This is a genomic window from Blautia sp. DFI.3.45 (genome assembly GCF_020593505.1).
GTDB lineage: Bacteria > Bacillota > Clostridia > Lachnospirales > Lachnospiraceae > Blautia_A > Blautia_A wexlerae.
On sequence record NZ_JAJDMI010000051.1, the window covers coordinates 1 to 23,907 of the forward strand.

Genomic DNA, 23,907 nt, shown 5'->3' on the forward strand with positions numbered 1-23,907 from the left:
AATCAACTTTGAGACACTGTATATAGTATGAAAAAACAGTTTTTCAGCGGCGTCCCTATAGAGGTGAGGGAATTCTTGCTACGGTTGTTAAAAGAACTTTGTAATCGGATATTTTAATATGAAAAACACAATAAAAATCTGATTATCCGCTAAAACACAGTATCTATCAGCATTTTCAAGGGAACAAATACATCAATTTACTACTTATTTACTACCATTGAATGAGCCTTGATACGCCAGTTTTCCTAGATATGCAAAGATATGGTACAGCACATCAGTATTGAAACAAGAAAAAAATTGAATATTTTATAGACTATGGAACGCCTAAAATGACGTTCCTTTTCTATTTTCAGCCGTTCTTATTGGACGGCTATTTTATTACCCAAAATGAAAGGAGCATTAGATTTATGAAAAAGATGTTAAAACGATTGTGTACGGGCTTCTTAGCTCTTGCAACTGTCGTTACTGTTTTACCGACGACACCCGTCCATGCAGAAAGCAAGCAATACTGGACGGAGTCAAAGGAGCGTGTCGGTATCGTTGAAAAAGTAATGAATGACGGTTCGATTGGTTCTACTTTTAACGAGGGGCATTTGACCGTTGAGGGCGAGGACGCTTACTGTATCGACATTAACACAGATTTTAGAAACGGCTACAAAACCAAAGCTGACGTAAGCACCCGTATGAGTGCCGACCAGATAAGCGACGTTGCCTTATCTATCGAATATGTAAAACAGTACACAGACAGCCACAGCGGAATAAGCAACAATCACGCCTACCTTTTAAGACAGCTTGTTGTCTGGCAGAGATTGAGCGTACATCTTGGCTGGCAATGTGATAATGTGCGAGCTTCTTATGATGAAATTCCAAAGGCAACGCAGGACGAAGTTTTCTCTGGTGCAAAAGCCTTTGTCAAAGAGAATAAAGGACGCTATGAATGTGGCGGTTATATCTACTCTGGCGAGGGGCAGGAATTAGGACAATTCTGGGCGAAGCTGAATGTTGGAAATGCAAAACTGCAAAAGACTTCCAGTAATACCAGCATTACAGACGATAACGGGAATTACTCTGTTGCTGGTGCAACATACGGTGTCTTTGCTGATAAGGACTGCACGAAACAGCTTGCCACCCTTACGACTGATGAAAACGGAAATACAGATGTTGTAGAGGTAAAAGCAGGCACAGTTTATATCAAGGAATTATCTGCACCAGCAGGATATAAAGTAGATAAAACTGTATATTCCTTAAAGGTTGAAGCTGGAAGGACAGCGACCTTGAAAGTATCAGATATACCGAAAGTAACAGACACTTTGATTAAGCTTTTCAAGATTGATATGGAAACACAGAAAGACAATCCGCAGGGAAACGCTTCTTTAGCAGGTGCGGAATTTACATGGAAGTATTATGCTGGCTTCTATAATAAAGACAATCTCCCTGCCGAAGCTACTCGTACATGGGTTACAAAGACAATCGCTGAAACTGACAGCGACGGGACAACTCATTACATCACAAAATTAACGGACGCATACAAGGTATCTGGCGACAGCTTCTATATGCAGGACGGCAAAGCGGTTCTTCCACTTGGGACACTAACCGTTGAGGAAACAAAAGCTCCGAACGGTTACTTGTTAGACGGTGCATATATGCAGGCTGGCGATAAGTCCGAACAGATTAAGGGCTTATATGTAACACAGATTACCGAGGACGGCGACCTTGCTGTACTATCTGGAAGTAACCAGTTTTCCGTATCAGACAAGGTTATCCGTGGCGGTGTGAAAATTCAGAAACGAGATTTAGAAACGGGCGATACGAAACCACAAGGAAGTGCCACTTTGAAAGATACTGCTTTTGACATCATTTCCTTAAATGATAATTCTGTCTTGGTTGAGGGCAAGCTATACAAGAAAAATGAAGTGGTAAAGACAATTCGTACAGATATTGAGGGTATCGCTTCTACTTCTGCTGACCTCTTGCCTTATGGAAAATTCCGTATCGTTGAAAGTGAAGCTCCCAACGGTTACTTAACTGACGGTGCAAAACCGATTGATTTTGTAATCACAGAAAATGGAAAAATCGTGGACTTAACCGACGAAGCCTATTCTATCTATAATCAGATTAAGCGTGGAGATATTGAGGGCGTGAAAATCGGTGCAGGCACACATAAGCGTCTTGCTGATGTTCCCTTTAGGATCACAAGCAAGACGACGGGCGAAAGTCATGTTGTAGTAACTGATGATAACGGGCAATTCTCCACTTCTGCTGACTGGGCTTCTCATAAATACAATACCAACGCAGGCAAGACCAGCGAGGACGGTGTGTGGTTTGGAACTTCTGAACCAGACGACAGCAAGGGTGCATTACTTTATGATACTTACATCATTGAAGAATTGAAATGTGAAAGCAACAAAGGCTTTGAGCTTATCCCGCCTTTTGAAATCGTGGTATCAAGAAATAACCTTGTGATTGATTTAGGGACTTTAACTGATGAATACGAAAAAGAAATCTCTATCCATACCACAGCGACCAGCAAGGACGGCGATAAGACTATCCTTGCAGGAAAAGAGGTTACAATCGTTGATACTGTCAAATTGGACGGACTTACAAAAGGCACAAAGTATCAGTTAAAAGGCTGGCAGATGTTAAAGGAAGAAAACGCCGAGCTTATCATTGACGGGAAACGTGTGGAAAGTGATTATACGTTTACTGCTGACAGCGAAACTATGAAAGTGGAAGTTGCCTTTACCTTTGACGCTACTTCTCTTGACGGCAAACAGCTTGTAACTTTTGAAGAATTATACGATTTAAGCAATCCAGACGAGCCGAAGAAAGTTACCGAGCATAAGGATATTGAGGATAAGGGACAGACAATTACCTTTAAGGAAAAGCCAGAAGAACCAGAGAAACCCGAAACACCACCGACACCAGAAAAGCCTAACAGACCTAGCGACAGTCCCAAAACGGGCGACAGTACAAATGTAATGGCATTTATCGTGATGTTGCTTGCGTCTGCTGGTGGACTGGCTGGAACATATCTTTACAAACGCCGTAAAATGAAGAAATCATAAGGCGGTAACGGTATGAGGAAAGAAAAATCACGCTCTCCGCTGAAGCTGTCAAACGGCAGACTTCCGCTTATTCTGGCTTGTCTGCCAACAACCTGCAAGAACACGGATAGTCAAGGGTGCGTAAGCATTTATTTTACCCTTTACTATCTGGGGGATTGCTGGTACTTCCCAAACCGCCAGAATAAGAAATCACAATCAAAAAACTTATCAAAAATAGAAAGAAACGAGGTAAAACACTATGGAAATGAAATATGTCGTGCCAGATATGGCACAGTCTTTTGGAACTCTTGAATTTGCAGGCGAAAGTGAGCCAGTCTTTGAAAGAGATAAAAATAACCGCAGGGTCTTAGCCAGACGAAGCTATAACCTTTATTCTGACGTACAGAAAGGCGAAAATGTTGTGGTAGAAATTCCCGTGCAGGCTGGCGAAAAGCATTTCAAGTATGAGCAGAAAGTAAAACTTGTCAATCCGAAGTTATACGGCAGAGGTTATGCAATCGGGGATATGGGACATACCGATTATGTGTTAGTTGCTGATGATATTGTAGCAGTTGAAGAAAAGTAAAGGAGTGAAGAATTTATGAGATTATCAAACGGGTTTGTTATTGACAGAGAGAAAACATTTGGAGAATTAAAATTTACAGCGGTGCGTGATGTGTTCTTACAGAATGAGGACGGGACACCGAGTACCCAGCTTAAAAAACGTATCTATGATTTGAAGTGCAGTCTGCATGGTGGAATTATCCCCGTGTCTGTACCGCCAGAAGTACCGTTAAGGGAATTTCCGTACAATGCAGTTGTGGAGCTTGTCAATCCCGTAGCCGATACGGTATCACGAAAAACCTATACGGGTGCAGATGTGGACTGGTATGTAAAGGCAGAGGATATTGTATTGAAGAACAAAAATAATCAGAACGCAGGCAATCCACAAAACCATGCACCGCAGGGACAGCAGAAAAAATAGGCTTGTTAGATAGATTTTCGTTGTAGAGGATATACGGAACTGTTATAATATGGGTATGAAGTAAGCGACAATTAGAAATTGTGGAGGTAAACTATGAAAAAGTATGTAGGAATGGCATTAGCCTTAATTTGTATCGTAGCTCTAACTGCTTGTGGAAGCGACAAAAAAATCACTTTACCAGAATTAGAAAAAATTACAGAAATTGAAATTATTAAAAATACTTCTGAAAGAGGAAAGAAAGTTACTGGAAAAGAGGAAATATCAAAAATAATTAGTGAATTAAAAGATAATTCTGAAAGCACTAAAAAAGAAAGTGTTAGCGATGAACCTACAAATACAGAAGATTATATTTGCATTAAATTTTATCATGATAATGCAGATGACAGTCCAAGTATAGTATATTTATATAAAGACAAAGATGATAGTTTTATTGAACAACCTTATTCTGGTATTTGGAAGTTAAAAAATGAAATATTTGATAATATAAGTGAAAATCTTATAGAGTAATTTGAAAAGAAACTCCCAGTTTAACAACTTCATATCCATATATACACAAAGCAGTTAGTCTTAGGATTGACTGCTTTTTCGTACCTAGGAAGGAGTGATTGATTTATGCGTAAGATTTGGAACAAAGGACACCGTATCAGAGCCAGCGACAAGCACCTTGTCTACCACTTTTCCATAGGAATGCTTCTGTTTGTATTTGTGGCGGTTCTTTTGTTACTGAATAGTAAACAGCTCATGCGTACCGATTGGGAGCATTTCAGCTTGTTAGAAAACGAATTGACGCTTTCCCCTTACAACTTCATAACCATACTGATAGCGACTGGTGTTTGTGCATTGGTCGCTTTTCTGTATTACCGCTTCTGTTACGACAGTTTCAAGAAGCTCCTGCACCGTCAAAAGCTGGCAAGAATGATATTGGAAAACAAGTGGTATGAAGCCGATACCGTACAAGACAGCGTTTTTTTTACTGACCTGCAAAGCAGATCAAGAGAAAAAATCGTCTGGTTTCCAAAGATTTATTATCAAATGGAAAAGGGACTGCTTCATATCCGCTGTGAAATTACGCTGGGAAAATATCAAGACCAGCTTTTACGGTTAGAGGATAAATTGGAAAGTGGCTTGTATTGCGAGCTGACCGACAAGACTTTACACGACGGCTATATTGAATACACCTTGCTTTATGATATGATAGCGAACCGCATTACCATTGATGAAGTACGGGCAGAAAATGGCTGTCTAAAGCTGATGAAAAATCTTGTCTGGGAGTATGACGCACTCCCTCACGCTCTGATTGCTGGTGGTACGGGTGGCGGTAAAACATACTTTTTGCTGACGCTCATTGAAGCCCTACTGCATACCAACGCTGTCCTTTACGTCTTAGACCCGAAGAATAGCGACCTTGCGGACTTAGGAACGGTCATGCCAAACGTCTACCATACCAAAGAAGAAATGATTGATTGCGTCAATGCCTTTTATGAGGGCATGGTACAGCGAAGTGAGGAAATGAAGCGACACCCGAACTATAAGACGGGCGAAAACTACGCCTATCTGGAACTGCCACCCTGCTTTCTTATCTTTGATGAATATGTGGCGTTTTTTGAAATGCTAGGGACAAAAGAAAGCGTGAGCCTACTTAGCCAGTTAAAGAAAATCGTTATGTTAGGGCGACAAGCAGGTTATTTCCTTATCGTTGCCTGCCAGCGTCCAGACGCAAAGTATTTCTCGGACGGTATCAGAGATAACTTCAATTTCCGTGTGGGATTGGGGCGTATCAGCGAATTAGGTTACGGTATGCTGTTTGGTTCAGATGTGAAAAAACAGTTTTTCCAGAAGCGTATCAAGGGGCGTGGCTATTGTGATGTGGGAACAAGCGTCATAAGTGAATTTTACACGCCTTTAGTCCCGAAAGGACATGATTTTTTACAGACTATCGGCTCTCTTGCACAAGCAAGGCAGGACGGGACGGCGACGTGCGAAGCGAAAGGCGACGGCACGGACTAGCCGTTGCTGGTGTGGCGTCAGCCACGCCAGCAGGTAAAACCCCTCGGTATCTAACAGAGGGGTACGTTTGCAAATAGACAATAGACAAAAAGCATAGGAAACATAAGGCTTCTGACATGGTTTCCTAACAAAAATCGGCTGTGAAGTCGCCTTAAAAAACTTCACACTTTATAGATTGGGGGTATGGTTCTGAATGAAGAACAATGGATAAAAGAATTACGGGAGAAGCGGGTTGCTTACGGTATCTCACAAGGCAGGCTGGCGGTGGCTTCTGGTATCACAAGAGAATATCTCAATAAGATAGAAAGCGGAAAAATGAAGCCGTCAAAGGAGCTTCTGGAAACTCTGCATAAAGAACTGGCAAGGTTCAATCCAGAAGCACCGCTTACCATGCTGTTTGATTATGTGAAAATTCGTTTTCCCACGCTGGATATACAGCACATCATCAAAGATATATTAAAACTGAATATCAATTATATGCTCCATGAAGATTACGGACATTACAGCTATACGGAGCATTATTCTCTTGGGGACATCTTTATCTATACGTCGGCTGACGAAGAAAAAGGTGTCCTTTTAGAGTTAAAAGGGCGTGGTTGTCGACAGTTTGAAAGTTACCTGCTGGCACAGCAAAGAAGCTGGTATGACTTTCTCATGGACGCACTCGTAGACGGTGGCGTGATGAAGCGTATCGACCTTGCTATCAACGACCATACGGGCATTTTGGATATACCAGAGCTTGCGGAGAAATGCAGGAAACGGGAATATATCGGAAAGTCCAGAAGTTATAAGTTTTACCAGTCGGGCGAGCTTATCAAGCACAGAGAGGACGACAGAGAATATATGGGACGTACCCTTTATCTTGGTTCTCTGAAATCAGATGTGTATTTCTGTATCTATGAAAAGGACTATGAGCAGTACGTCAAGTTAGGGACACCGCTTGAAGAAGCCGACATTATCAATCGTTTTGAGATACGGCTTAGAAATGAACGTGCCTATTATGCAGTACGAGATTTGCTGACGTATTATGACGCAGAGCAGACTGCCTTTTCTATCATCAACCAGTATGTGAGGTTTGTTGATGAAGAACCAGACAAGCGAAAAAATGACTGGAAACTCAATGACCGCTGGGCTTGGTTTATCGGCGATAACAGACAGAGCTTGAAGCTGACGACAAAGCCAGAGCCTTACACCTTAGACCGTACATTGCGGTGGGTACAACGGCAGGTAGCACCGACCTTGAAAATGCTGAAAAAGATTGATAAAGGAAACGGTACAGACTACATGGAAACAATCGAACAGCAGGCAAAGCTCACAGAAAAGCATGAAATGATAATCAAACAGCAGACGACCCCTGCAAAAGATTTGGTGGAAAGTTAGGAGTGATAAAAAATGTGGGTATTATTAAAAGACTTCCTGCTGGTATCTATGGGAATGGGTATCGGCGTAGTCTTGATGTGTATTTTGAATGTCGGCAAAGAAGCTGACTATGAAATGAAACAATTAAAAGAAAGCGAGGACAATTAAATGAATTTCGGACAAAATTTGTATCAATGGTTTTTATCAAATGCACAGAGCTTGGTGCTTATGTCGATCGTGGTTATCGGTATCTACTTAGGTTTCAAGCGTGAGTTTTCCAAACTTATCGGCTTCTTGGTAGTTGCCTTAATTGCTGTCGGCTTGGTATTCAATGCTGGCGGTGTGAAAGATGTACTGTTAGAGCTGTTCAATAAGATTATCGGTGCATAAAATATTGAAATTATCTTTAATTGCAGAGCAAAAAATGATATGATAACATAAAATCTTTCATAAAAACAAAATACATTCTTTCGTGCTTTTTAAGATTTTTACTGTATCATTTTATTTAAAATTACTGTGAAAGGACGATTACTATGTTATCTACAATTTATGCTTTGCTATGTATTATAGTTCCTTGTTCCTTATACCAGCTTATCATTTGCAAGCGTCAAAACAAAAAACAAGAAAACAAAGCAATTCATTTTGTATGGGTATATATTTTTCTGTTATATATCTACTTGACGTTCTCTGTTGCAGGTATAGGTAGTATTTGGGATATTGGACATTATGATACGATTATAAGATTAGAGGAAATCAATTTATTACCGTTTCAGTCTGAGGGGATAATGACTTATGTTTTAAATATTATAATGTTTTTACCTCTGGGCTTTTTAATTCCTTTAATTTGGAAACGATACAGAAATCCTCTGAAAATTTTTATGATAGGCTTCGGTTTTTCATTATCCATTGAACTTTGCCAGTTATTCAATCGGAGAAATACAGATATTGATGATTTAATGATGAATACGCTAGGGGCAGTTATTGGATATTTTATTTGGAAATTGACAAAAAGGTTATTTAAAAATATTAACCATAAATCTATTTCTCTTTCTAAACTAGAACCTATTGTATATTTAACTCTTGCAGTTTTAGGAGAATTTCTATTATTCAACTGGAGAATTTTTCTCTAGTGCTAACAAAAATATTTACACAAAAAGCAGTTAGTCTTAGGATTGACTGCTTTTTTCGTACCTAAATTTCAGATTGGAGTGATGAAATGAACGATGTTTTTAAGGATATGCAGGTAAAAGTCGGTTGCGATTATCTTTCTGACCTGCCCTCTTACAAGCGTAAGGTGTGGCAGGAAATGAAACGACTGAACCCTGCCAATTATGAAGAAAGACAGTTAGAAGATTTTTCAAAGTATGTGTTTGGTATGTCGTACCAGACCTTAAAAGATGTGATGAAACAACAGAAAGGACGTGAGGAACAATGCAGGAAACAAGGGTGCTGGTGGAAACGAGAGGAACAACTGGCGAAGAAACAATATCATACTGGTTTGAACTGCCGATAGATGTTGCCGAGTTTGAAGAAAAGTTAGGTGTCGGTACAGAAAGTGGGGATTACCGTATTATCGAAAAGGTGTTGCCTTATGCTGATGAAGTCCACGAACATACAAGCGTGTACCAGCTCAACGAATTAGATTTTATGTACCGCCAGCTTTCAAGTGATATGCAGGAAGAATATGTATCACTACTTACGGTGTTTGAAAATTTAGAAGCACTTTATATTTGCAGGAATGTGATTACGGTTTATCCCAACTGCAAAAGCATGATAGATGTTGCAAAGCAAAAGCTGATGAACGACCCGACGTTCAAACATTTATCCGAGGACTGTCAAGCCTACTATTTTGACTTTGAAGCCTATGCTTCTCACTTGCAGGAACACGGGAAATTTTTAGTAACAGAACACGGTATCTTTGAACTGCCAGAGTAGGAAATGAGGTGGTGCTTATGATTGATGATATGGCGGTTTACATTGCTAATCTTGGCAAATACAATGAGGGCTATTTAGTCGGTGCTTGGTTCACATTTCCTATTGACGAGGAAGATGTAAAAGAAAAAATCGGCTTGAATGAACAGTATGAGGAATACGCTATCCATGATACCGACAACTTCCCCATTGCGATTGGCGAGTATGTTTCCATTGAAGAACTCAATGAGATGTATGAAATGATAGAGGAACTTCCCGACTATATTGTAGAGTGTCTGGACGAATTTATCAGTCACTATGGGACGCTGGAAGAAGTTGTGGAACACAAGGACGATATTTATTATTATCCCGACTGTGAAACCATGACAGATATTGCCTACTACTACATAGACGAATTGCAGGCACTAGGGGATATTCCACCCAGCTTACAGAACTACATTGACTATGAAGCCTACGGGCGAGATTTGGATATGGGCGGTTGCTTTATTGAAACAAGCCGAGGTATGTGCGAGATACCATACTAACGCTGGAAGATCAGCGACAAGCATTGTTGCTACTGACAGCGTATTTCTCTTTTAAGGGACAGTCTGAAAATGGCTGTCCTTTTCTCTTTGAAGAACTTACGAAAGGAGCTGAAAGAACTTGAAAAAGATTAAATCTTATACGGGTATCTGGAACGTGGAAAAAGTCTTGTATGCAATCAATGATTTTAACTTACCCTTTCCCGTTACTTTTACACAGATTACATGGTTTGTGATTACGGAATTTATCATCATTCTGTTTGGGGATATTCCTCCACTTTCCATGATTGAGGGAGCATTTCTCAAATACTTCGGTATTCCTGTTGCTCTCACTTGGTTTATGTCGCAGAAAACCTTTGACGGAAAGAAGCCGTACAGCTTTTTGAAATCACAGATAACCTATGCCCTGCGACCAAAAATCACTTATGCAGGAAAAGCCGTAAAACTGCATAAGCAGATACTCAATGAAACAATCACGGCAGTAAGGAGTGTGAACTATGTTCCCGATAAAATATATTGACAACAACCTTGTCTGGAACAAGGACAATGAGGTGTTCGCTTACTATGAGCTGATACCGTACAATTATTCTTTTCTATCCGCAGAGCAGAAATTTATCGTGCATGATAGCTTTCGCCAGCTTATCGCACAGTCCCGTGAGGGTAAAATTCATGCGTTGCAGGTTGCCACGGAAAGCTCTATTAGAAGTATGCAGGAGCAGTCAAAGAAGTTAGTTACGGGGAAGTTAAAGGAAGTTGCTTATCAGAAAATAGACGAACAGACCGAAGCGTTAGTATCAATGATTGGGGATAATCAAGTGGACTACCGCTTTTTTCTTGGCTTTAAGCTCATGGTTACAGAAGAACAGCTCAATCTGAAGAACATCAAAAAATCAGCGTGGCTGACATTCAAAGAGTTTCTCCATGAAGTGAACCACACGCTGATGAATGACTTTGTTTCCATGCCGAATGATGAAATCAACCGTTACATGAAAATGGAAAAGTTACTGGAAAATAAAATCTCCCGTCGCTTCAAGGTGCGTCGCTTGGAAATCAATGATTTTGGGTATCTCATGGAACATCTTTACGGCAGGGACGGTATCGCTTATGAAGATTATGACTATCAGCTACCAAAGAAGAACTATAAAAAAGAAACGCTGATAAAATACTATGACCTTATCCGTCCGACAAGGTGTGTGATTGAAGAAAGCCAGCGATATTTACGATTGGAACATGAGGACAAGGAAAGTTATGTGTCCTATTTTACCGTCAATGCGATTGTCGGCGAGCTTGATTTTCCGTCGTCTGAAATCTTCTATTTCCAGCAACAGCAATTCACATTCCCCGTTGATACTTCTATGAATGTAGAAATCGTAGAAAATCGAAAAGCATTAACAACCGTCCGCAATAAGAAAAAGGAATTGAAAGACCTTGACAATCACGCTTATCAAGCAGGAAGTGAAACCAGCTCGAATGTGGTAGACGCCTTAGACAGCGTGGACGAGCTGGAAACAGACTTAGACCAGAGCAAAGAAAGTATGTATAAGTTAAGCTACGTGATACGGGTGTCTGCACCCGATCTTGACGAGCTGAAACGCCGTTGTGATGAAGTCAAAGACTTTTACGACGACCTCAATGTAAAGCTGGTGCGTCCTGCTGGGGATATGCTGGGGCTTCATTCTGAATTTCTTCCTGCCAGCAAGCGATATATCAATGACTATGTGCAGTATGTAAAATCAGATTTTTTAGCTGGACTTGGCTTTGGAGCAACCCAGCAGTTAGGGGAAACTACGGGTATCTATATGGGCTATTCCGTTGATACGGGAAGAAATGTGTACCTGCAACCGTCTTTAGCTTCGCAGGGCGTAAAAGGCACAGTTACCAACGCCCTTGCTTCTGCTTTTGTCGGTTCTCTTGGCGGTGGGAAGTCGTTCTGCAATAATCTTCTGGTATATTATGCGGTGCTGTTTGGCGGTCAAGCACTTCTGTTAGACCCTAAAAGTGAGCGTGGCAACTGGAAAGAAACGCTCCCAGAAATCGCCCATGAAATCAATATCGTAAACCTAACCAGCGATAAGGACAATGCAGGACTTCTTGACCCGTTTGTGATTATGAAGAATGTAAAAGACGCTGAAAGTCTGGCAATCGACATCTTAACATTTCTTACGGGTATTTCCTCTAGGGACGGCGAAAAATTCCCCGTACTTCGTAAGGCGGTACGCTCCGTTACCCAGAGCGACAGTCGGGGCTTGCTCCATGTGATAGACGAGCTACGCCGTGAAGATACGCCCATATCAAGAAATATCGCAGACCATATCGACAGCTTCACGGACTACGACTTTGCACATCTGCTGTTTTCAGACGGTACGGTGGAAAATGCAATCAGCCTTGATAACCAGCTCAATATCATTCAAGTAGCCGACCTTGTACTGCCAGATAAGGACACGACCTTTGAGGAATACACGACTATTGAATTATTGTCGGTGTCTATGCTGATTGTGATTAGTACCTTTGCCCTTGATTTTATCCATTCGGACAGAAGTATTTTTAAGATTGTCGATTTGGACGAAGCGTGGGCGTTCTTAAATGTGGCACAAGGAGAAACGCTCTCTAACAAGCTGGTTCGTGCTGGACGAGCTATGCAGGCAGGCGTTTATTTCGTTACACAATCTTCTGGGGACGTGGCAAAGGAAAGTCTGAAAAACAATATCGGCTTAAAATTCGCTTTCCGTTCTACTGACATCAACGAGATAAAACAGACCTTAGAATTTTTCGGCATCGACAAGGACGATGAAAACAACCAGAAACGGCTTCGTGATTTGGAGAACGGACAATGCTTATTGCAGGACTTATACGGGCGTGTCGGTGTGGTACAGATACACCCAGTTTTTGAAGAACTGCTACACGCCTTTGATACCAGACCGCCCGTACAGAGAAATGAGGTGGAGTGATGAAAGAAAGGATAAAAGGTGCGTTCACAAAAAGGAGGATACTTCACTTTCTCAAAACGGCTCTGTTCGTGGTGGCACTCTCCCTTATCCTGCTTTCACTTTTGGGGACGGTGGCTCATGCAACGGGACTTGTAGACGATACTATCAATGCAGAAAATCTTTACTCAAAATATCCGCTATCTAACTACCAGCTTGATTTTTATGTGGATAATAGCTGGTCGTGGTTGCCGTGGAACTGGCTGGACGGCATTGGAAAATCGGTACAGTATGGGCTTTACTGCATTACCAACTTTGTCTGGACGATAAGCCTTTATTTAAGCAATGCCACGGGCTATGTGGTGCAGGAAGCCTATAAACTTGATTTTATTAACGATATGGCAGACAGTATCGGAAAGAGCATACAGACCCTTGCAGGTGTAACCGAGAACGGCTTTTCTTCTACGGGCTTCTATGTTGGTTTCCTGCTTCTCATTATCTTAGTGGTGGGAATGTATGTTGCTTATACGGGACTGATTAAACGGGAAACCAGCAAGGCACTTCACGCTGTTATCAACTTTGTGGTGGTGTTCGTGCTGTCCGCTTCGTTTATTGCCTACGCTCCCGACTACATCAAGAAGATAAATGAATTTTCATCAGACATCAGTACCGCTTCTTTGGACTTGGGAACAAAAATCATGCTCCCCAACTCCGACAGCGAGGGCAAGGACAGCGTGGACTTGATACGGGACAGCCTATTTTCTATTCAAGTGGAACAGCCGTGGCTACTTCTGCAATTCGGTAACAGCAACATAGAAGAAATCGGGACAGACCGTGTGGAAGCTCTGGTATCAGTAAGTCCAGAGGACGAGGACGGAAAGACCAGAGAGGAAGTCGTGAAAATAGAAATCGAGGATAACGACAATAATAATCTGACGATACCGCAGGTGGTAAACCGTTTAGGTATGGTGTTCTTCCTCTTGTTCTTCAACTTGGGGATAACGATATTTGTATTCTTGCTTACGGGCATGATGTTGTTTAGCCAGATACTTTTTATTATTTTTGCAATGTTTTTACCTATCAGCTTTCTACTTTCCATGATACCCAGCTATGAAAGCATGGCAAAGCAGGCAATCGTAAGGGTGTTTAATACCATAATGACACGGGCAGGAATAACGCTCATTGTAACAGTGGCGTTCAGTATTTCCAGTATGTTTTATAACATTTCCACAGATTACCCGTTTTTCATGGTGGCGTTCTTGCAGATAGTATGTTTCGCAGGTATCTATATGAAGCTGGGCGACTTAATGAGTATGTTCTCTTTGAACGCTAACGACAGTCAAAGCATGGGACGAAGAATTTTCCGCAGACCGTATCTATACTTGGCACATAGGGCTAGGCGTATGGAAAGACGGCTTGCTGGTGCGGTTACTGCTGGTGGTGTTGCTGGTGCGGTGGCTGGTAGTTCTGTTGCTGGCAAAAGAGCTGAAAGAAAAAATACAGCTTCTAAAGAAAATCGGGGCAATACCACTTCCAGCATGGGACAGCGTGCAGGCTCAAAGGTGGGTGCTGTCTTAGATACGAAAAATAAAGTGAAAGACAAGGCAAATGCTGTCAAAGAAAACATCAAGGATATGCCGACACAGACCGCTTATGCGGTGTATTCCGCAAAGGAAAAGGCAAAGTCCAGCGTGTCCGACTTCAAGCGTGGCATGGTGCAGGAACAGCAGTCCAGACAGACGGGACGATTGGAAAAGCAGGAACAGCATAGGCAGAATATCGCTGACAAGCGTATGGAGCTTCAAAAGGCACAAGAAGCAAGGCAGGCACAGCGAAAGGCTGACGGATCAGCGACAACGGGAGCTACCCGTCCCCATGAGCGACCAGCCACAGCTTCAAGCGTTTCAAAGACGGGTGCTGAAAAAATGCAGGAAGTCAAACGTCCTGCCACAGCGACCACTTCAAAGATAAGTGAGCCAGTCAAAGCAAATGTTATCAAAGAGCGTCCGCTATCTTCTGGTGCTTCTGATAGAAAAACGACCCAACCTGCACAGCCAGTACATAGGCAGAATGTAGAAAAAGTGGTATCGCAGGAAACACGCCAGAATGACACAAAAGACCGCAGGACAAAGGTTCAGCAGACGCAAACCGTCCAAAAGAACCAGCAGACCAAAGAGAAAAACCGAAGCCTTGTAACAAAGAAAGGACAGAAGAAAAAATGAAACTGAAACATATCGCTCTCATTGGCAGTCTGTTTCCTATCCTATTTTCTCTGGTGCTTTTCTTTGGGGTGTTGATTAGTGCGGACAGCGACGACGAGAACAGCAACTTTTCTTCTGGCATTACGGGTATGAATTTATCCGCAGAAGTTTTGAAACATCAGCCTATGGTGGAAAAGTACGCCAGAGAAAACGGTATCTCCGAGTATGTCAATGTGCTATTGGCTATCATTCAAGTAGAAAGTGGTGGTACAGCAGAAGATGTTATGCAGAGTTCAGAAAGTCTTGGCTTACCGCCCAATTCTTTAGATACGGAAAGCTCAATCAAGCAGGGGTGTAAATATTTTGCGTCCCTGCTTTCTTCCTGCCAAAATCAAGGTATCGACGATTTGAATGTAGCGATACAGTCTTATAACTATGGCGGTGGCTATGTGGGATATGTGGCAGGAAAAGGAAAAAAACACACTTTTAATCTTGCAGAGAGCTTCGCCCGTGAGAAATCGGGTGGAAAGAAAGTAACCTACACCAACCCGATAGCCGTTGCTAAGAATGGGGGCTGGCGGTATGGCTATGGAAATATGTTCTATGTGGAAGTAGTCAATCAGTATTTAGCAGTTCCGCAGGTATCGGGAGAACTGGCACAAAAGGTAATGAATGAAGCGTTGAAATATCAAGGCTGGAAGTATGTGTATGGTGGCAGTAACCCGAATACTTCCTTTGATTGTTCGGGATTGACGCAATGGTGCTATGGAAAAGCTGGTATCTCCTTACCGAGAACAGCACAAGCACAGTATGACGCAACCCAACATCTGCCACTCTCGCAGGCAAAAGCAGGCGATTTGGTGTTTTTCCATTCCACCTATAACGCTGGTTCGTATGTAACACACGTCGGTATTCTTGTTTCGCCGACACAGATGTACCACGCAGGCGACCCGATAGGATATGCAGACCTAAGTAGTAGTTACTGGCAACAGCACTTAATCGGTGCAGGACGAGTAAAACAATAGAAAGGACTTGAAAAATATGTTTAAGAAGAATAAGAAACAGACAGAAACTATCAAAGAACCAAAAGAAAAAAAGGTGCGTACTGTCAAGGTAGGCACACATAAGAAAACCGTGATTGCGTTGTGGGTGGTGCTTGTCGCAAGCGTGAGCTTTGGGGTGTATAAGAATTTTACGGCTATCGACCAGCACACCACCCATGAAAAAGAAATCATTGAACTTCGCTTGCAGGACACCAACGGGATAGAAAATTTCGTGAAAAACTTTGCGAAGTCCTATTACACATGGGATAACAGCAAAGAAGCTATCGAAGCAAGGACGCAGGCAATCAGCGGTTATCTGACAAAGGAATTGCAGGACTTAAATGTAGACACCATTAGAACCGATATACCGACCAGCTCCACGGTTACAGATGTGATTGTATGGCATATCGAGCAATCGGGAGCGGACACTTTTTCTGCTACCTACGAAGTAGATCAGCAGATAAAAGAGGGAGAACAGACAAGCAATGTGAAAGCAACCTATACTGTAAAAGTCTATGTGGACGCAGACGGGGATATGGTAATCGTTCAAAACCCTACCCTTGCACCAGCAGTTGAAAAATCAGACTATGAGCCTAAGACACCAGAAGCAGACGCAAGCGTGGACGCTGATACGGTAAATGACGCTACCGCTTTTCTGGAAACATTCTTTAAGCTGTACCCAACAGCGACGGAAAAAGAGCTTGCTTACTATGTATTGGGAAATGTGATTGAACCTATCGGCAGGGACTACCTTTATTCTGAACTGGTAAACCCTATCTTTATAAAGGACGGCGACAATGTGAAAGTCAAGGTTGCGGTAAAATTCATTGATAATCAGACAAAAGCGACGCAGGTATCGCAGTATGAGCTTGTGCTACATAAGGATAGTAACTGGAAGATTGTAGGATAAATGATATAGCGTGCATTTCCTATCAGATTTGCACGCTTTTACAAAACGACAAGAAAACTGTGCAAAAATATTGACTTGTAATGACCGAATGCTATAATATAAATAACAAGTGTACTTGGTATTATTTGAAAGGAGCGTTATATAATGGATAAAGAAAAAATACTATCACAAAACAAAAAAGAGAATCTATATCTTGATGAATACGAAAAACATATTAAACTTCAAGGGAAATCTTTTGGCTTAATGTTTGTTTTATTTATCTGCATTTTAATTCTTTTCATTAAAGCAGTTTGTAAAGAACCTTACTATGACATAATGACAATTATTGGGTCTGTGGCATTTGGCTCTATGGGTTATGAAGCACATATTTCAAAAAATAAATCCAAATTTGTTATTGCTTTATTCTTTCTTCTATTTATGGGGTATTACTTTTATAAATTTTTAATGGTAGGTTTATAGAATGGACGAACATTTAATTTTGAGAAACAGATTAAAAACTGTACGAAAAGAAAAAAAATTATCACAAACAGAATTAGCTGAACTAGTCGGGGTTTCTCGGAATACAATTAGTTCTATTGAAACTGGACAATTTAATCCAACAGCAAAATTGGCATTAGTGCTTTGTATAGCTTTAGATAAAAAATTTGAAGAATTATTTTATTTTGATTAAAGGAGAGAACGATTATGGAATTAGAGGAATTGATTGTTGAAATAGTTATAGGATTGTTTTTACTTTTTACATCTTATCAAATAGGTATAAAAGAGAATATTACTTTATTACATGGTTATCATTATACACAACTTGACCCTAAAGATAAAAAGGTGTTTACAAAAAAAATAGGAATAGGCACTTTACTGGTTAGTATTGGTATTCTTGTTATGCCGATTATCAATTTAATCTCTCATTCTGAATTAGGCTATTACATAGGTCTTATTTTGATTGTTGTAGGAGTGTTTTATATCATATTCATCATTGTAAAATACAATGGAAAACTTATTAGCTTTAAAAAGTAGAATTGAGGTATGAATATGATAGGACTGAACAAAAGAGATATAAAAAAGGCATTGAAAGCTGGTGCAAAAGCTGGCGGTGTATCATTGGCTGATGTTCGGGCGGATATTGAAGCTACGATTGATGAAGCTATGAATAGCACCGACCCAGAGGTGCAGGCAAATTTCAAAAAGTATTTTGGGAATAAACGCCCTACGCCAGAGGAATACATTTATACCATTACGAAAAAGACAACGGTAAAATTATAATAAAAGGGTCGTGGAAATGCTTCACAGAATTGTGATCTGCATTATCACGGCTCTTTTACTCTCTGTTTACTTTCAAAACTGTAAGTGTAATTGAATACTGCCCTTGCTATAATTTAATTGTATTCCAAAACAAATAAATGTGGCAGGAAGAAAGGAGCGATTTTTAATGGAACACATTTTAAATTTAGAGCAAGTAAAAAAATACTACGGGGGTAACTCTGGAAATATCACAAAGGCAGTAGACGGTATTTCTATGTATGTAGATAAGGGCGAATTTGTCGCAATCATGGGAGCTAGTGGTTCTGGAAAGACTACCCTATTAAACTGTATCTCTACGATTGATACTGTAACCAGCGGACACATTACAGTCAATAATCAAGATATTACCAAAATCAAGGATAAAGATTTTGCTGATTTCAGACGTGAAAATTTAGGGTTCATTTTTCAAGATTTCAACCTTTTAGATACTTTAACGATTGGAGAAAACATTTCTTTATCATTGGTTATCAACAAACAGAACCCTACTGATATTGAGAAAAGAGTTCATGCTATCGCCGATAAATTGGGTATTCGTGATATTTTATCGAAATTTCCTTATGAAGTTTCTGGCGGACAAAAACAGCGTTGTGCTTGTGCTAGAGCCTTAATCAATGAACCGAAACTGATTTTAGCTGATGAACCGACGGGAGCTTTGGACTCAAAAGCTTCCAGATTATTACTGGAAACAATGTCTGAAATCAACAAGAAAATGCAGGCTACTATTTTAATGGTAACACATGACCCGTTTAGTGCGTCTTTCTGTGAACGTATTTTGTTCTTGAAAGACGGTAAAATATTCAATGAAATTTTCAGAGGGGAAAAAAGCAGAAAAGATTTCTTCAATGAAATACTGGATATATTAACCTTGCTCGGAGGTGAAGTGGGAAATGTTAGGTAAGTTAGCGTATAGAAATACAAAAAGAAATATTAAAGATTATTTGATTTATCTGATAACCGTTACTACATCCTTTTCTCTTATATTTGCTTTTAATTTGGTGGCAAGTTCTGATGAAATTGTAAAGTTATGTTCCAGTATGGATGCATTTAAGAATTCATTGTTCGCTGTAAATATCCTTATTACTTTTGTGATATGCTTTTTGATCAACTATACAACGAAATTTATGTTTGAAAAAAGAAGTAAAGAATTAGGAACATATATGCTTCTTGGCATTAAGAAAAAAGAAATTGCCCACTTAGTTATAATTGAAAATATACTGTTGGGAATTTTAGCATTTGTATTAGCTATTCCTATTGGCTTTTTATTCAGCCAGTTTGTGTCGTTAGTAATTGTAAACTTACTGGGTATTCCAAAAACTCTCTTTATTTCTTTGAATTTTGTTTCTATTGGACTATTGATAATTTATTTTTTAACTATTTATGTTTTGGTTTTACTTAATCTATTAAGAAGAATAAGTAAAATGACGATACGTGATTTTCTTTACTTTGATAAACAAAATGAAAAGAAAATGTTCCGTGACAGTAAAAAAAGAAATGTCATTTTTGTTTTAAGTATTATTCTTGGTGCGATTTCTCTTTTTCTCTGGAATTCACGTTGTACTATGGATAATTTTAATAAGCAAGAAACACTTACCTATTTGATGGTAAGCGTAATCATGTTGATTATCAGCATTTATGGTATATCTACAACTTGTGCAGATATGTTCTTGACTGTTTTGTTAAAGAATAAAAAAATGAAATATCAAAATGATAATCTGTTTGTAGCAAGAACATTTGCTTCTAAAGCAAGAACAATGAGCTTCACATTTGGTACATTGTCTATGTTGATTTTAATTTCACTGCTGGCTCTGAATTATTCTAGTATCAACAAAGCTTCGTATGATATCAGCGTGAATTTAAATGCACCATATGATGTACAACTCTTTGATGATAAGCAGGTATTTGATGAATATATTCGAGTAATTGAAGAAGAATATACGATTGATAATACCATTGAGTACGACATTTATAAAGAGCCGAATCATCAGGTACAAAATTTTTTCCAATCAGAATATTATGATTTTGACCCAGTCTTGAAGTTAAGTGATTATAATAGATTACTAGAATTAAGAAAGATGCCGTTGCTTTCTTTAAATGATAACGAATACTATATAGTTACAAATAGCAAGTTTGCATATGAGGTTGAAGATAACAAAGATATTGAAACCATAACAGTAGCAAATAAAAATTTGAAATTAAAAGGATATGACACTAAGTCTTATTGGAACTCTATAACTAATACTGGCAGATTTGTTGTTGTACTTCCAGATAAATATGTTCAAGGACTTGAAGTATCAGAAAATCATTTGATTATAGATACAAAAGAAGATACAGACGCAGAATTAGAAAATAAGATAAAAGAAGATATGCAACATCAATTAGTAAAGGTTGATGAAAATGGAGAAATAAATGACGAATCGTATAGAGTAAACGTAAGAGGTGCAGAAATAGAACAACAAAAAGCAATGGTTGCAATAGTAGTCAGTCTGTTTATGTATATTGCATTTATCTTGATTTCCGCAGTAGGGACAATTTTGGCAGTTCAATCATTGAGCGACTCTACTAAATACAAATATCGCTACCTGACCTTGCGAAGATTAGGAATAAATGACAAGTCGCTATTTAAGACAATCAGAAAACAATTATTGATATTATTTTGTGTCCCTGCAATATCAGCAATATTATGTTCTTTCGTGATGATGTCGTCATTGAATAATGTGTATCAACAAATTTTGGGAGATAAACACCTTTATCTAATGTACTTTGGCTTGAATTTAATTATCTTCTTCCTAATTTATAGTATTTACTGGATAGCAACGTATATCGGTTTCAAACGAAATATCAATGAGGCGAGTTAGATTTTTCTAGCTCTCCTGCTGTGGAATTATTATAATGGTAAATCAAGGGGGTGTTGAAATGAGAATAGCAATTATCGAAGATGATGAAATCACTCGTTTGGAGCTTTCTAAATTATTGAACACACAAGGATATGAAACAGTTTTATTGACTGACTTTGGAAACCTGACAGATGAATTAAAGCAATATTCCATAGAACTGGTTCTGCTTGATATTAACCTGCCGTATGAGAATGGCTATGAAGTATGCAGGAAAATAAAACAAGTCATGCCAGTACCGATTATCTTTGTAACAAGCAGAGATACAAATGCTGACGAATTGAAAAGTATTCAAGTGGGTGGGATTGATTTTATCACAAAGCCATATGATACGCTTATTCTTCTTGAGAAGATCAAGCGTGCATTGCAGTTGTCAAACCCAAACAATTTCCGTGAGCTTGTCAAAAAAGATTGTACCCTTGATTTACACTTATCCATTTTGAAATATCAAGAGCAAAGCATTGAACTGACAAGAAATGAATTTCGTATTTTGTACTACTTCTTTATGAACGAAGATAAAGTTATTAGCAAAGAAGAACTATTGGAAAAGCTGTGGAACGACAAATATTATTTAGACGAAAATGTATTACTGGTTAATATGACTCGTCTAAAAAAGAAAATGAAAGAAATCGGTATTGTTCATTTATTGGAAAATATACGAGGAAAGGGTTGGAAACTGTGAGTTTTTTTACATTCTTAGAAGAAAAAATAACAGAGATATTGTTTCAGCTTTTCTTTCTTGCCTTAGTAGCATTTCTCTTGATTTTCTACGGTGTAGATACGCTATTTGTTGTATTGCTGACAATTCTGTTCATCAGCATACAAGGGCTTTCTCAATGGTGTTTGTATCGGAAGAAACGTGGGGCTTCACAACATATTATTGATTTAGTAGACGGACTGGAAGAAACTTACTATATTGCAGACGTTTTACCAAAGCCAAAAGAATTTCAAAATGAAGCCTATTACTACGCAATAAAAAAAGCCTGTAAATCTATGAATGATGAAATCAGTAAAATTACAGAGGAAAAGCAGGAGTATCAAGAATATGTGGAAAGTTTCGCCCATGAAATCAAGATACCGATAGGAGCATTGTCTTTGACGTTTGATAATACGAAAAATTACACGTTGAAAAAAGAAACAGACAAAATATTTCAGTTGGTGGAACAAATGCTCTACTATGCAAGAAGTGAAAATACGGAAAAGGACTATTTTGTAAAACAGTTGCAGTTAGACGAAGTGATACATAATGTCATTCTGAAATTCCGTCATTCGCTTATGGAAAGAAAAGCAATTATCAATATCCATGACATAGAAAATGTCATTTATACTGATGAAAAATGGCTGACATTCATTCTATCTCAAATCGTGCAAAATGCGATTAAGTATTTTGATAAGCAGGAAAATAAACTGACGATATACAGTCAAGACAATGGTACAAATATATTGCTTGTGATTGAAGATAATGGTTGTGGAATAAAAGCGTCTGATTTATCCCGTGTATTTGAAAAAGGTTTTACGGGTTCAAATAGAAACAAGGCAAATGCAACGGGTATGGGACTGTATCTATCGAAAAAATTATGCGATAGGTTGGGCTTGAAATTGGATATTGCTTCTACGGAAAAAGAATATACAAGACTGACCATTACATTTCCAAAAGGAACAGTTCATAATTTTTCAGAGTAATTTGAAAACCATGCCAACATTGATACGGTGCTTTAAGGAGGCTTGCATTATGGAAAGCTTTAAGTACAATTCTTTGCAATCAAATTCCACCTAATAGCACACTATTAAAAATTGAATATGTTTTAGCTTTAAAGGCTCGTACAGACTATATGTTTTGTGCGGGCTTTTTTCATACCCGAAAAAAATTTAAAAATTTTTCAAAAGAGGTCATTAAATCACACCTTTCATTCCCTATATGGTGCGGAAAGAGGGATAAACACTTTTCAAATCATAGTGGAAAGGGGGTGAGATTGATGAAACCGTCTGACTTCCAGAAAACAGTTCAATGTCGCTTTGAAAGTTGTTTGAAGAAAGTTGTCCGTCATATTGTAAAGGACTACCAACAAGGATTGAAACGACGAAAAGATAAAGAAATTCCATTCTGTGAACTTCCAGAAATTTTCGTTGAAAATTTTGCTGTGTGGGATGACTACGAAACAGATTATACAATCTTTTCAGTATGTGGCATTGATATTCGTGTCCTTGATGATGAGCTGGCAGAAGCCTTGAAAAAACTTCCAGAAAGAAAGAGAAATACTCTGTTAATGTATTACTTCTTGGAAATGACAGAAAGTGAAATTGCCAACTTACAAAAGATTACGCAAAGCGGTGTATTTAGAAACCGACATCATGCTTTGGAAACTATGAAAAAAATACTAAAGGAGAAGCAGTAAAATGAAGCAAACATTTAAGAAGCCGTCCTACTATTTGCTTTCGCAAGCAATGGACGGGGACGAAAAAGCGATTGAAAAAATACTGGCATTTTATGACCCGTACATATCAAAGTGCTGTTTGCGTCCACTCTATGATGAATACGGCAATGTCTATATTGTTGTAGATATGGAGTTAAAGGGACTTATCCGAGAAGCACTTATCAAAATGATTTTAGGGTTTGATATTGCCTTAGAAATCGAAGAAGAATAAGCAGTTTTTAGCAGAGCATGGTTTAATGTCCCCCTCTTTCCTACTCTGCCCTGCTTTTACATGAAAGCAACACGCTTTCGCCACAGCTCTTTGCTACGAAAATAAAACTCGTAGCCAAAAACTGAACCTTGACAACAAATGTTTT

Annotated in this window: 26 protein-coding genes and 1 pseudogene; all 27 read left to right on the forward strand. The window is 39.2% G+C overall.

Features of this window, described 5'->3' with window-relative positions:
• Window positions 1-407 precede the first annotated feature (407 nt).
• The 27 genes and pseudogenes from LJE09_RS14290 (at window position 408) to LJE09_RS14425 (ending at window position 23,762) form a co-directional block, all read left to right on the forward strand.
• Window positions 408-3,065: a SpaA isopeptide-forming pilin-related protein gene (locus tag LJE09_RS14290; protein WP_173745028.1), complete on the forward strand. Its 2,658-nt coding sequence runs from the start codon at window positions 408-410 to the stop codon at window positions 3,063-3,065.
• Between the two features lie 238 nt (window positions 3,066-3,303).
• The gene (locus tag LJE09_RS14295) at window positions 3,304-3,630 is read left to right on the forward strand and encodes a YdcP family protein (RefSeq protein ID WP_002606075.1); all 327 of its coding nucleotides are present in this window, start codon (window positions 3,304-3,306) and stop codon (window positions 3,628-3,630) included.
• A 15-nt stretch (window positions 3,631-3,645) separates the two neighbouring features.
• The gene (locus LJE09_RS14300; protein ID WP_227311484.1) at window positions 3,646-4,029 is read left to right on the forward strand and encodes a YdcP family protein; all 384 of its coding nucleotides are present in this window, start codon (window positions 3,646-3,648) and stop codon (window positions 4,027-4,029) included.
• Window positions 4,030-4,122: 93 nt separating this feature from the next.
• The gene (locus LJE09_RS14305; RefSeq protein WP_125026925.1) at window positions 4,123-4,536 is read left to right on the forward strand and encodes a DUF5301 domain-containing protein; all 414 of its coding nucleotides are present in this window, start codon (window positions 4,123-4,125) and stop codon (window positions 4,534-4,536) included.
• 105 nt (window positions 4,537-4,641) lie between these two features.
• Window positions 4,642-6,036 (forward strand): FtsK/SpoIIIE domain-containing protein, encoded by a 1,395-nt coding sequence (locus LJE09_RS14310; protein WP_227311485.1) that lies wholly within the window; start codon window positions 4,642-4,644, stop codon window positions 6,034-6,036.
• Window positions 6,037-6,219: 183 nt separating this feature from the next.
• A complete protein-coding gene (mobT, locus tag LJE09_RS14315) occupies window positions 6,220-7,416 on the forward strand; it encodes a MobT family relaxase (RefSeq protein ID WP_118760197.1) in 1,197 nt (398 codons plus the stop codon).
• Window positions 7,417-7,449: 33 nt separating this feature from the next.
• Window positions 7,450-7,563: pseudogene (locus LJE09_RS14325) on the forward strand (DUF3789 domain-containing protein); the annotation flags it as partial.
• Window positions 7,564-7,785, forward strand: coding sequence for a hypothetical protein (locus LJE09_RS14330; protein ID WP_003060793.1), 222 nt, complete (start codon window positions 7,564-7,566; stop codon window positions 7,783-7,785).
• Between the two features lie 143 nt (window positions 7,786-7,928).
• A complete protein-coding gene (locus LJE09_RS14335) occupies window positions 7,929-8,525 on the forward strand; it encodes a VanZ family protein (RefSeq protein ID WP_006857107.1) in 597 nt (198 codons plus the stop codon).
• Between the two features lie 86 nt (window positions 8,526-8,611).
• Window positions 8,612-8,908: a hypothetical protein gene (locus LJE09_RS14340; protein ID WP_006857180.1), complete on the forward strand. Its 297-nt coding sequence runs from the start codon at window positions 8,612-8,614 to the stop codon at window positions 8,906-8,908.
• Complete coding sequence (locus LJE09_RS14345; protein ID WP_227119929.1) at window positions 8,827-9,330, forward strand: antirestriction protein ArdA; 504 nt, start codon at window positions 8,827-8,829, stop codon at window positions 9,328-9,330. Before LJE09_RS14340 ends, LJE09_RS14345 begins: the two co-directional genes overlap by 82 nt.
• A 17-nt stretch (window positions 9,331-9,347) precedes the next feature.
• Window positions 9,348-9,851, forward strand: a complete 504-nt coding sequence (locus tag LJE09_RS14350) for an antirestriction protein ArdA (RefSeq protein WP_006857105.1) — start codon at window positions 9,348-9,350, stop codon at window positions 9,849-9,851.
• Between the two features lie 118 nt (window positions 9,852-9,969).
• A complete protein-coding gene (locus LJE09_RS14355) occupies window positions 9,970-10,368 on the forward strand; it encodes a conjugal transfer protein (RefSeq protein ID WP_003061368.1) in 399 nt (132 codons plus the stop codon).
• Window positions 10,346-12,796 (forward strand): ATP-binding protein, encoded by a 2,451-nt coding sequence (locus tag LJE09_RS14360; RefSeq protein WP_195287736.1) that lies wholly within the window; start codon window positions 10,346-10,348, stop codon window positions 12,794-12,796. Before LJE09_RS14355 ends, LJE09_RS14360 begins: the two co-directional genes overlap by 23 nt.
• On the forward strand, window positions 12,796-14,994 hold the full coding sequence (locus tag LJE09_RS14365; protein WP_227119931.1) for a CD3337/EF1877 family mobilome membrane protein: 2,199 nt from the start codon (window positions 12,796-12,798) through the stop codon (window positions 14,992-14,994). Before LJE09_RS14360 ends, LJE09_RS14365 begins: the two co-directional genes overlap by 1 nt.
• Window positions 14,991-15,998, forward strand: a complete 1,008-nt coding sequence (locus LJE09_RS14370) for a bifunctional lytic transglycosylase/C40 family peptidase (RefSeq protein WP_173745133.1) — start codon at window positions 14,991-14,993, stop codon at window positions 15,996-15,998. The genes LJE09_RS14365 and LJE09_RS14370 overlap by 4 nt, the downstream gene beginning before the upstream one ends.
• A gap of 16 nt (window positions 15,999-16,014) precedes the next feature.
• Window positions 16,015-16,926, forward strand: a complete 912-nt coding sequence (locus LJE09_RS14375) for a conjugal transfer protein (protein ID WP_055157127.1) — start codon at window positions 16,015-16,017, stop codon at window positions 16,924-16,926.
• Window positions 16,927-17,070: 144 nt separating this feature from the next.
• Window positions 17,071-17,385: a DUF6442 family protein gene (locus tag LJE09_RS14380; protein WP_055157126.1), complete on the forward strand. Its 315-nt coding sequence runs from the start codon at window positions 17,071-17,073 to the stop codon at window positions 17,383-17,385.
• A gap of 1 nt (window position 17,386) precedes the next feature.
• On the forward strand, window positions 17,387-17,596 hold the full coding sequence (locus LJE09_RS14385) for a helix-turn-helix transcriptional regulator (RefSeq protein WP_005342572.1): 210 nt from the start codon (window positions 17,387-17,389) through the stop codon (window positions 17,594-17,596).
• 14 nt (window positions 17,597-17,610) lie between these two features.
• A complete protein-coding gene (locus LJE09_RS14390) occupies window positions 17,611-17,940 on the forward strand; it encodes a DUF3784 domain-containing protein (protein WP_003061243.1) in 330 nt (109 codons plus the stop codon).
• A gap of 15 nt (window positions 17,941-17,955) precedes the next feature.
• Window positions 17,956-18,186, forward strand: coding sequence for a hypothetical protein (locus LJE09_RS14395; protein WP_055157124.1), 231 nt, complete (start codon window positions 17,956-17,958; stop codon window positions 18,184-18,186).
• 166 nt (window positions 18,187-18,352) lie between these two features.
• Window positions 18,353-19,123 carry an ABC transporter ATP-binding protein gene (locus tag LJE09_RS14400; RefSeq protein WP_003061398.1) on the forward strand — a complete coding sequence of 257 codons (771 nt, stop codon included), beginning with the start codon at window positions 18,353-18,355 and terminating at the stop codon, window positions 19,121-19,123.
• Window positions 19,113-21,080 (forward strand): FtsX-like permease family protein, encoded by a 1,968-nt coding sequence (locus tag LJE09_RS14405; RefSeq protein ID WP_117536671.1) that lies wholly within the window; start codon window positions 19,113-19,115, stop codon window positions 21,078-21,080. Before LJE09_RS14400 ends, LJE09_RS14405 begins: the two co-directional genes overlap by 11 nt.
• A gap of 58 nt (window positions 21,081-21,138) precedes the next feature.
• Window positions 21,139-21,798: a response regulator transcription factor gene (locus tag LJE09_RS14410; RefSeq protein WP_044964120.1), complete on the forward strand. Its 660-nt coding sequence runs from the start codon at window positions 21,139-21,141 to the stop codon at window positions 21,796-21,798.
• Window positions 21,795-22,799 carry a sensor histidine kinase gene (locus tag LJE09_RS14415; protein WP_055273933.1) on the forward strand — a complete coding sequence of 335 codons (1,005 nt, stop codon included), beginning with the start codon at window positions 21,795-21,797 and terminating at the stop codon, window positions 22,797-22,799. Before LJE09_RS14410 ends, LJE09_RS14415 begins: the two co-directional genes overlap by 4 nt.
• 293 nt (window positions 22,800-23,092) lie before the next feature.
• Window positions 23,093-23,512 (forward strand): RNA polymerase sigma factor, encoded by a 420-nt coding sequence (locus LJE09_RS14420; RefSeq protein ID WP_044998991.1) that lies wholly within the window; start codon window positions 23,093-23,095, stop codon window positions 23,510-23,512.
• A gap of 1 nt (window position 23,513) precedes the next feature.
• Window positions 23,514-23,762: a helix-turn-helix domain-containing protein gene (locus LJE09_RS14425; protein ID WP_004613734.1), complete on the forward strand. Its 249-nt coding sequence runs from the start codon at window positions 23,514-23,516 to the stop codon at window positions 23,760-23,762.
• Window positions 23,763-23,907 lie beyond the last annotated feature (145 nt).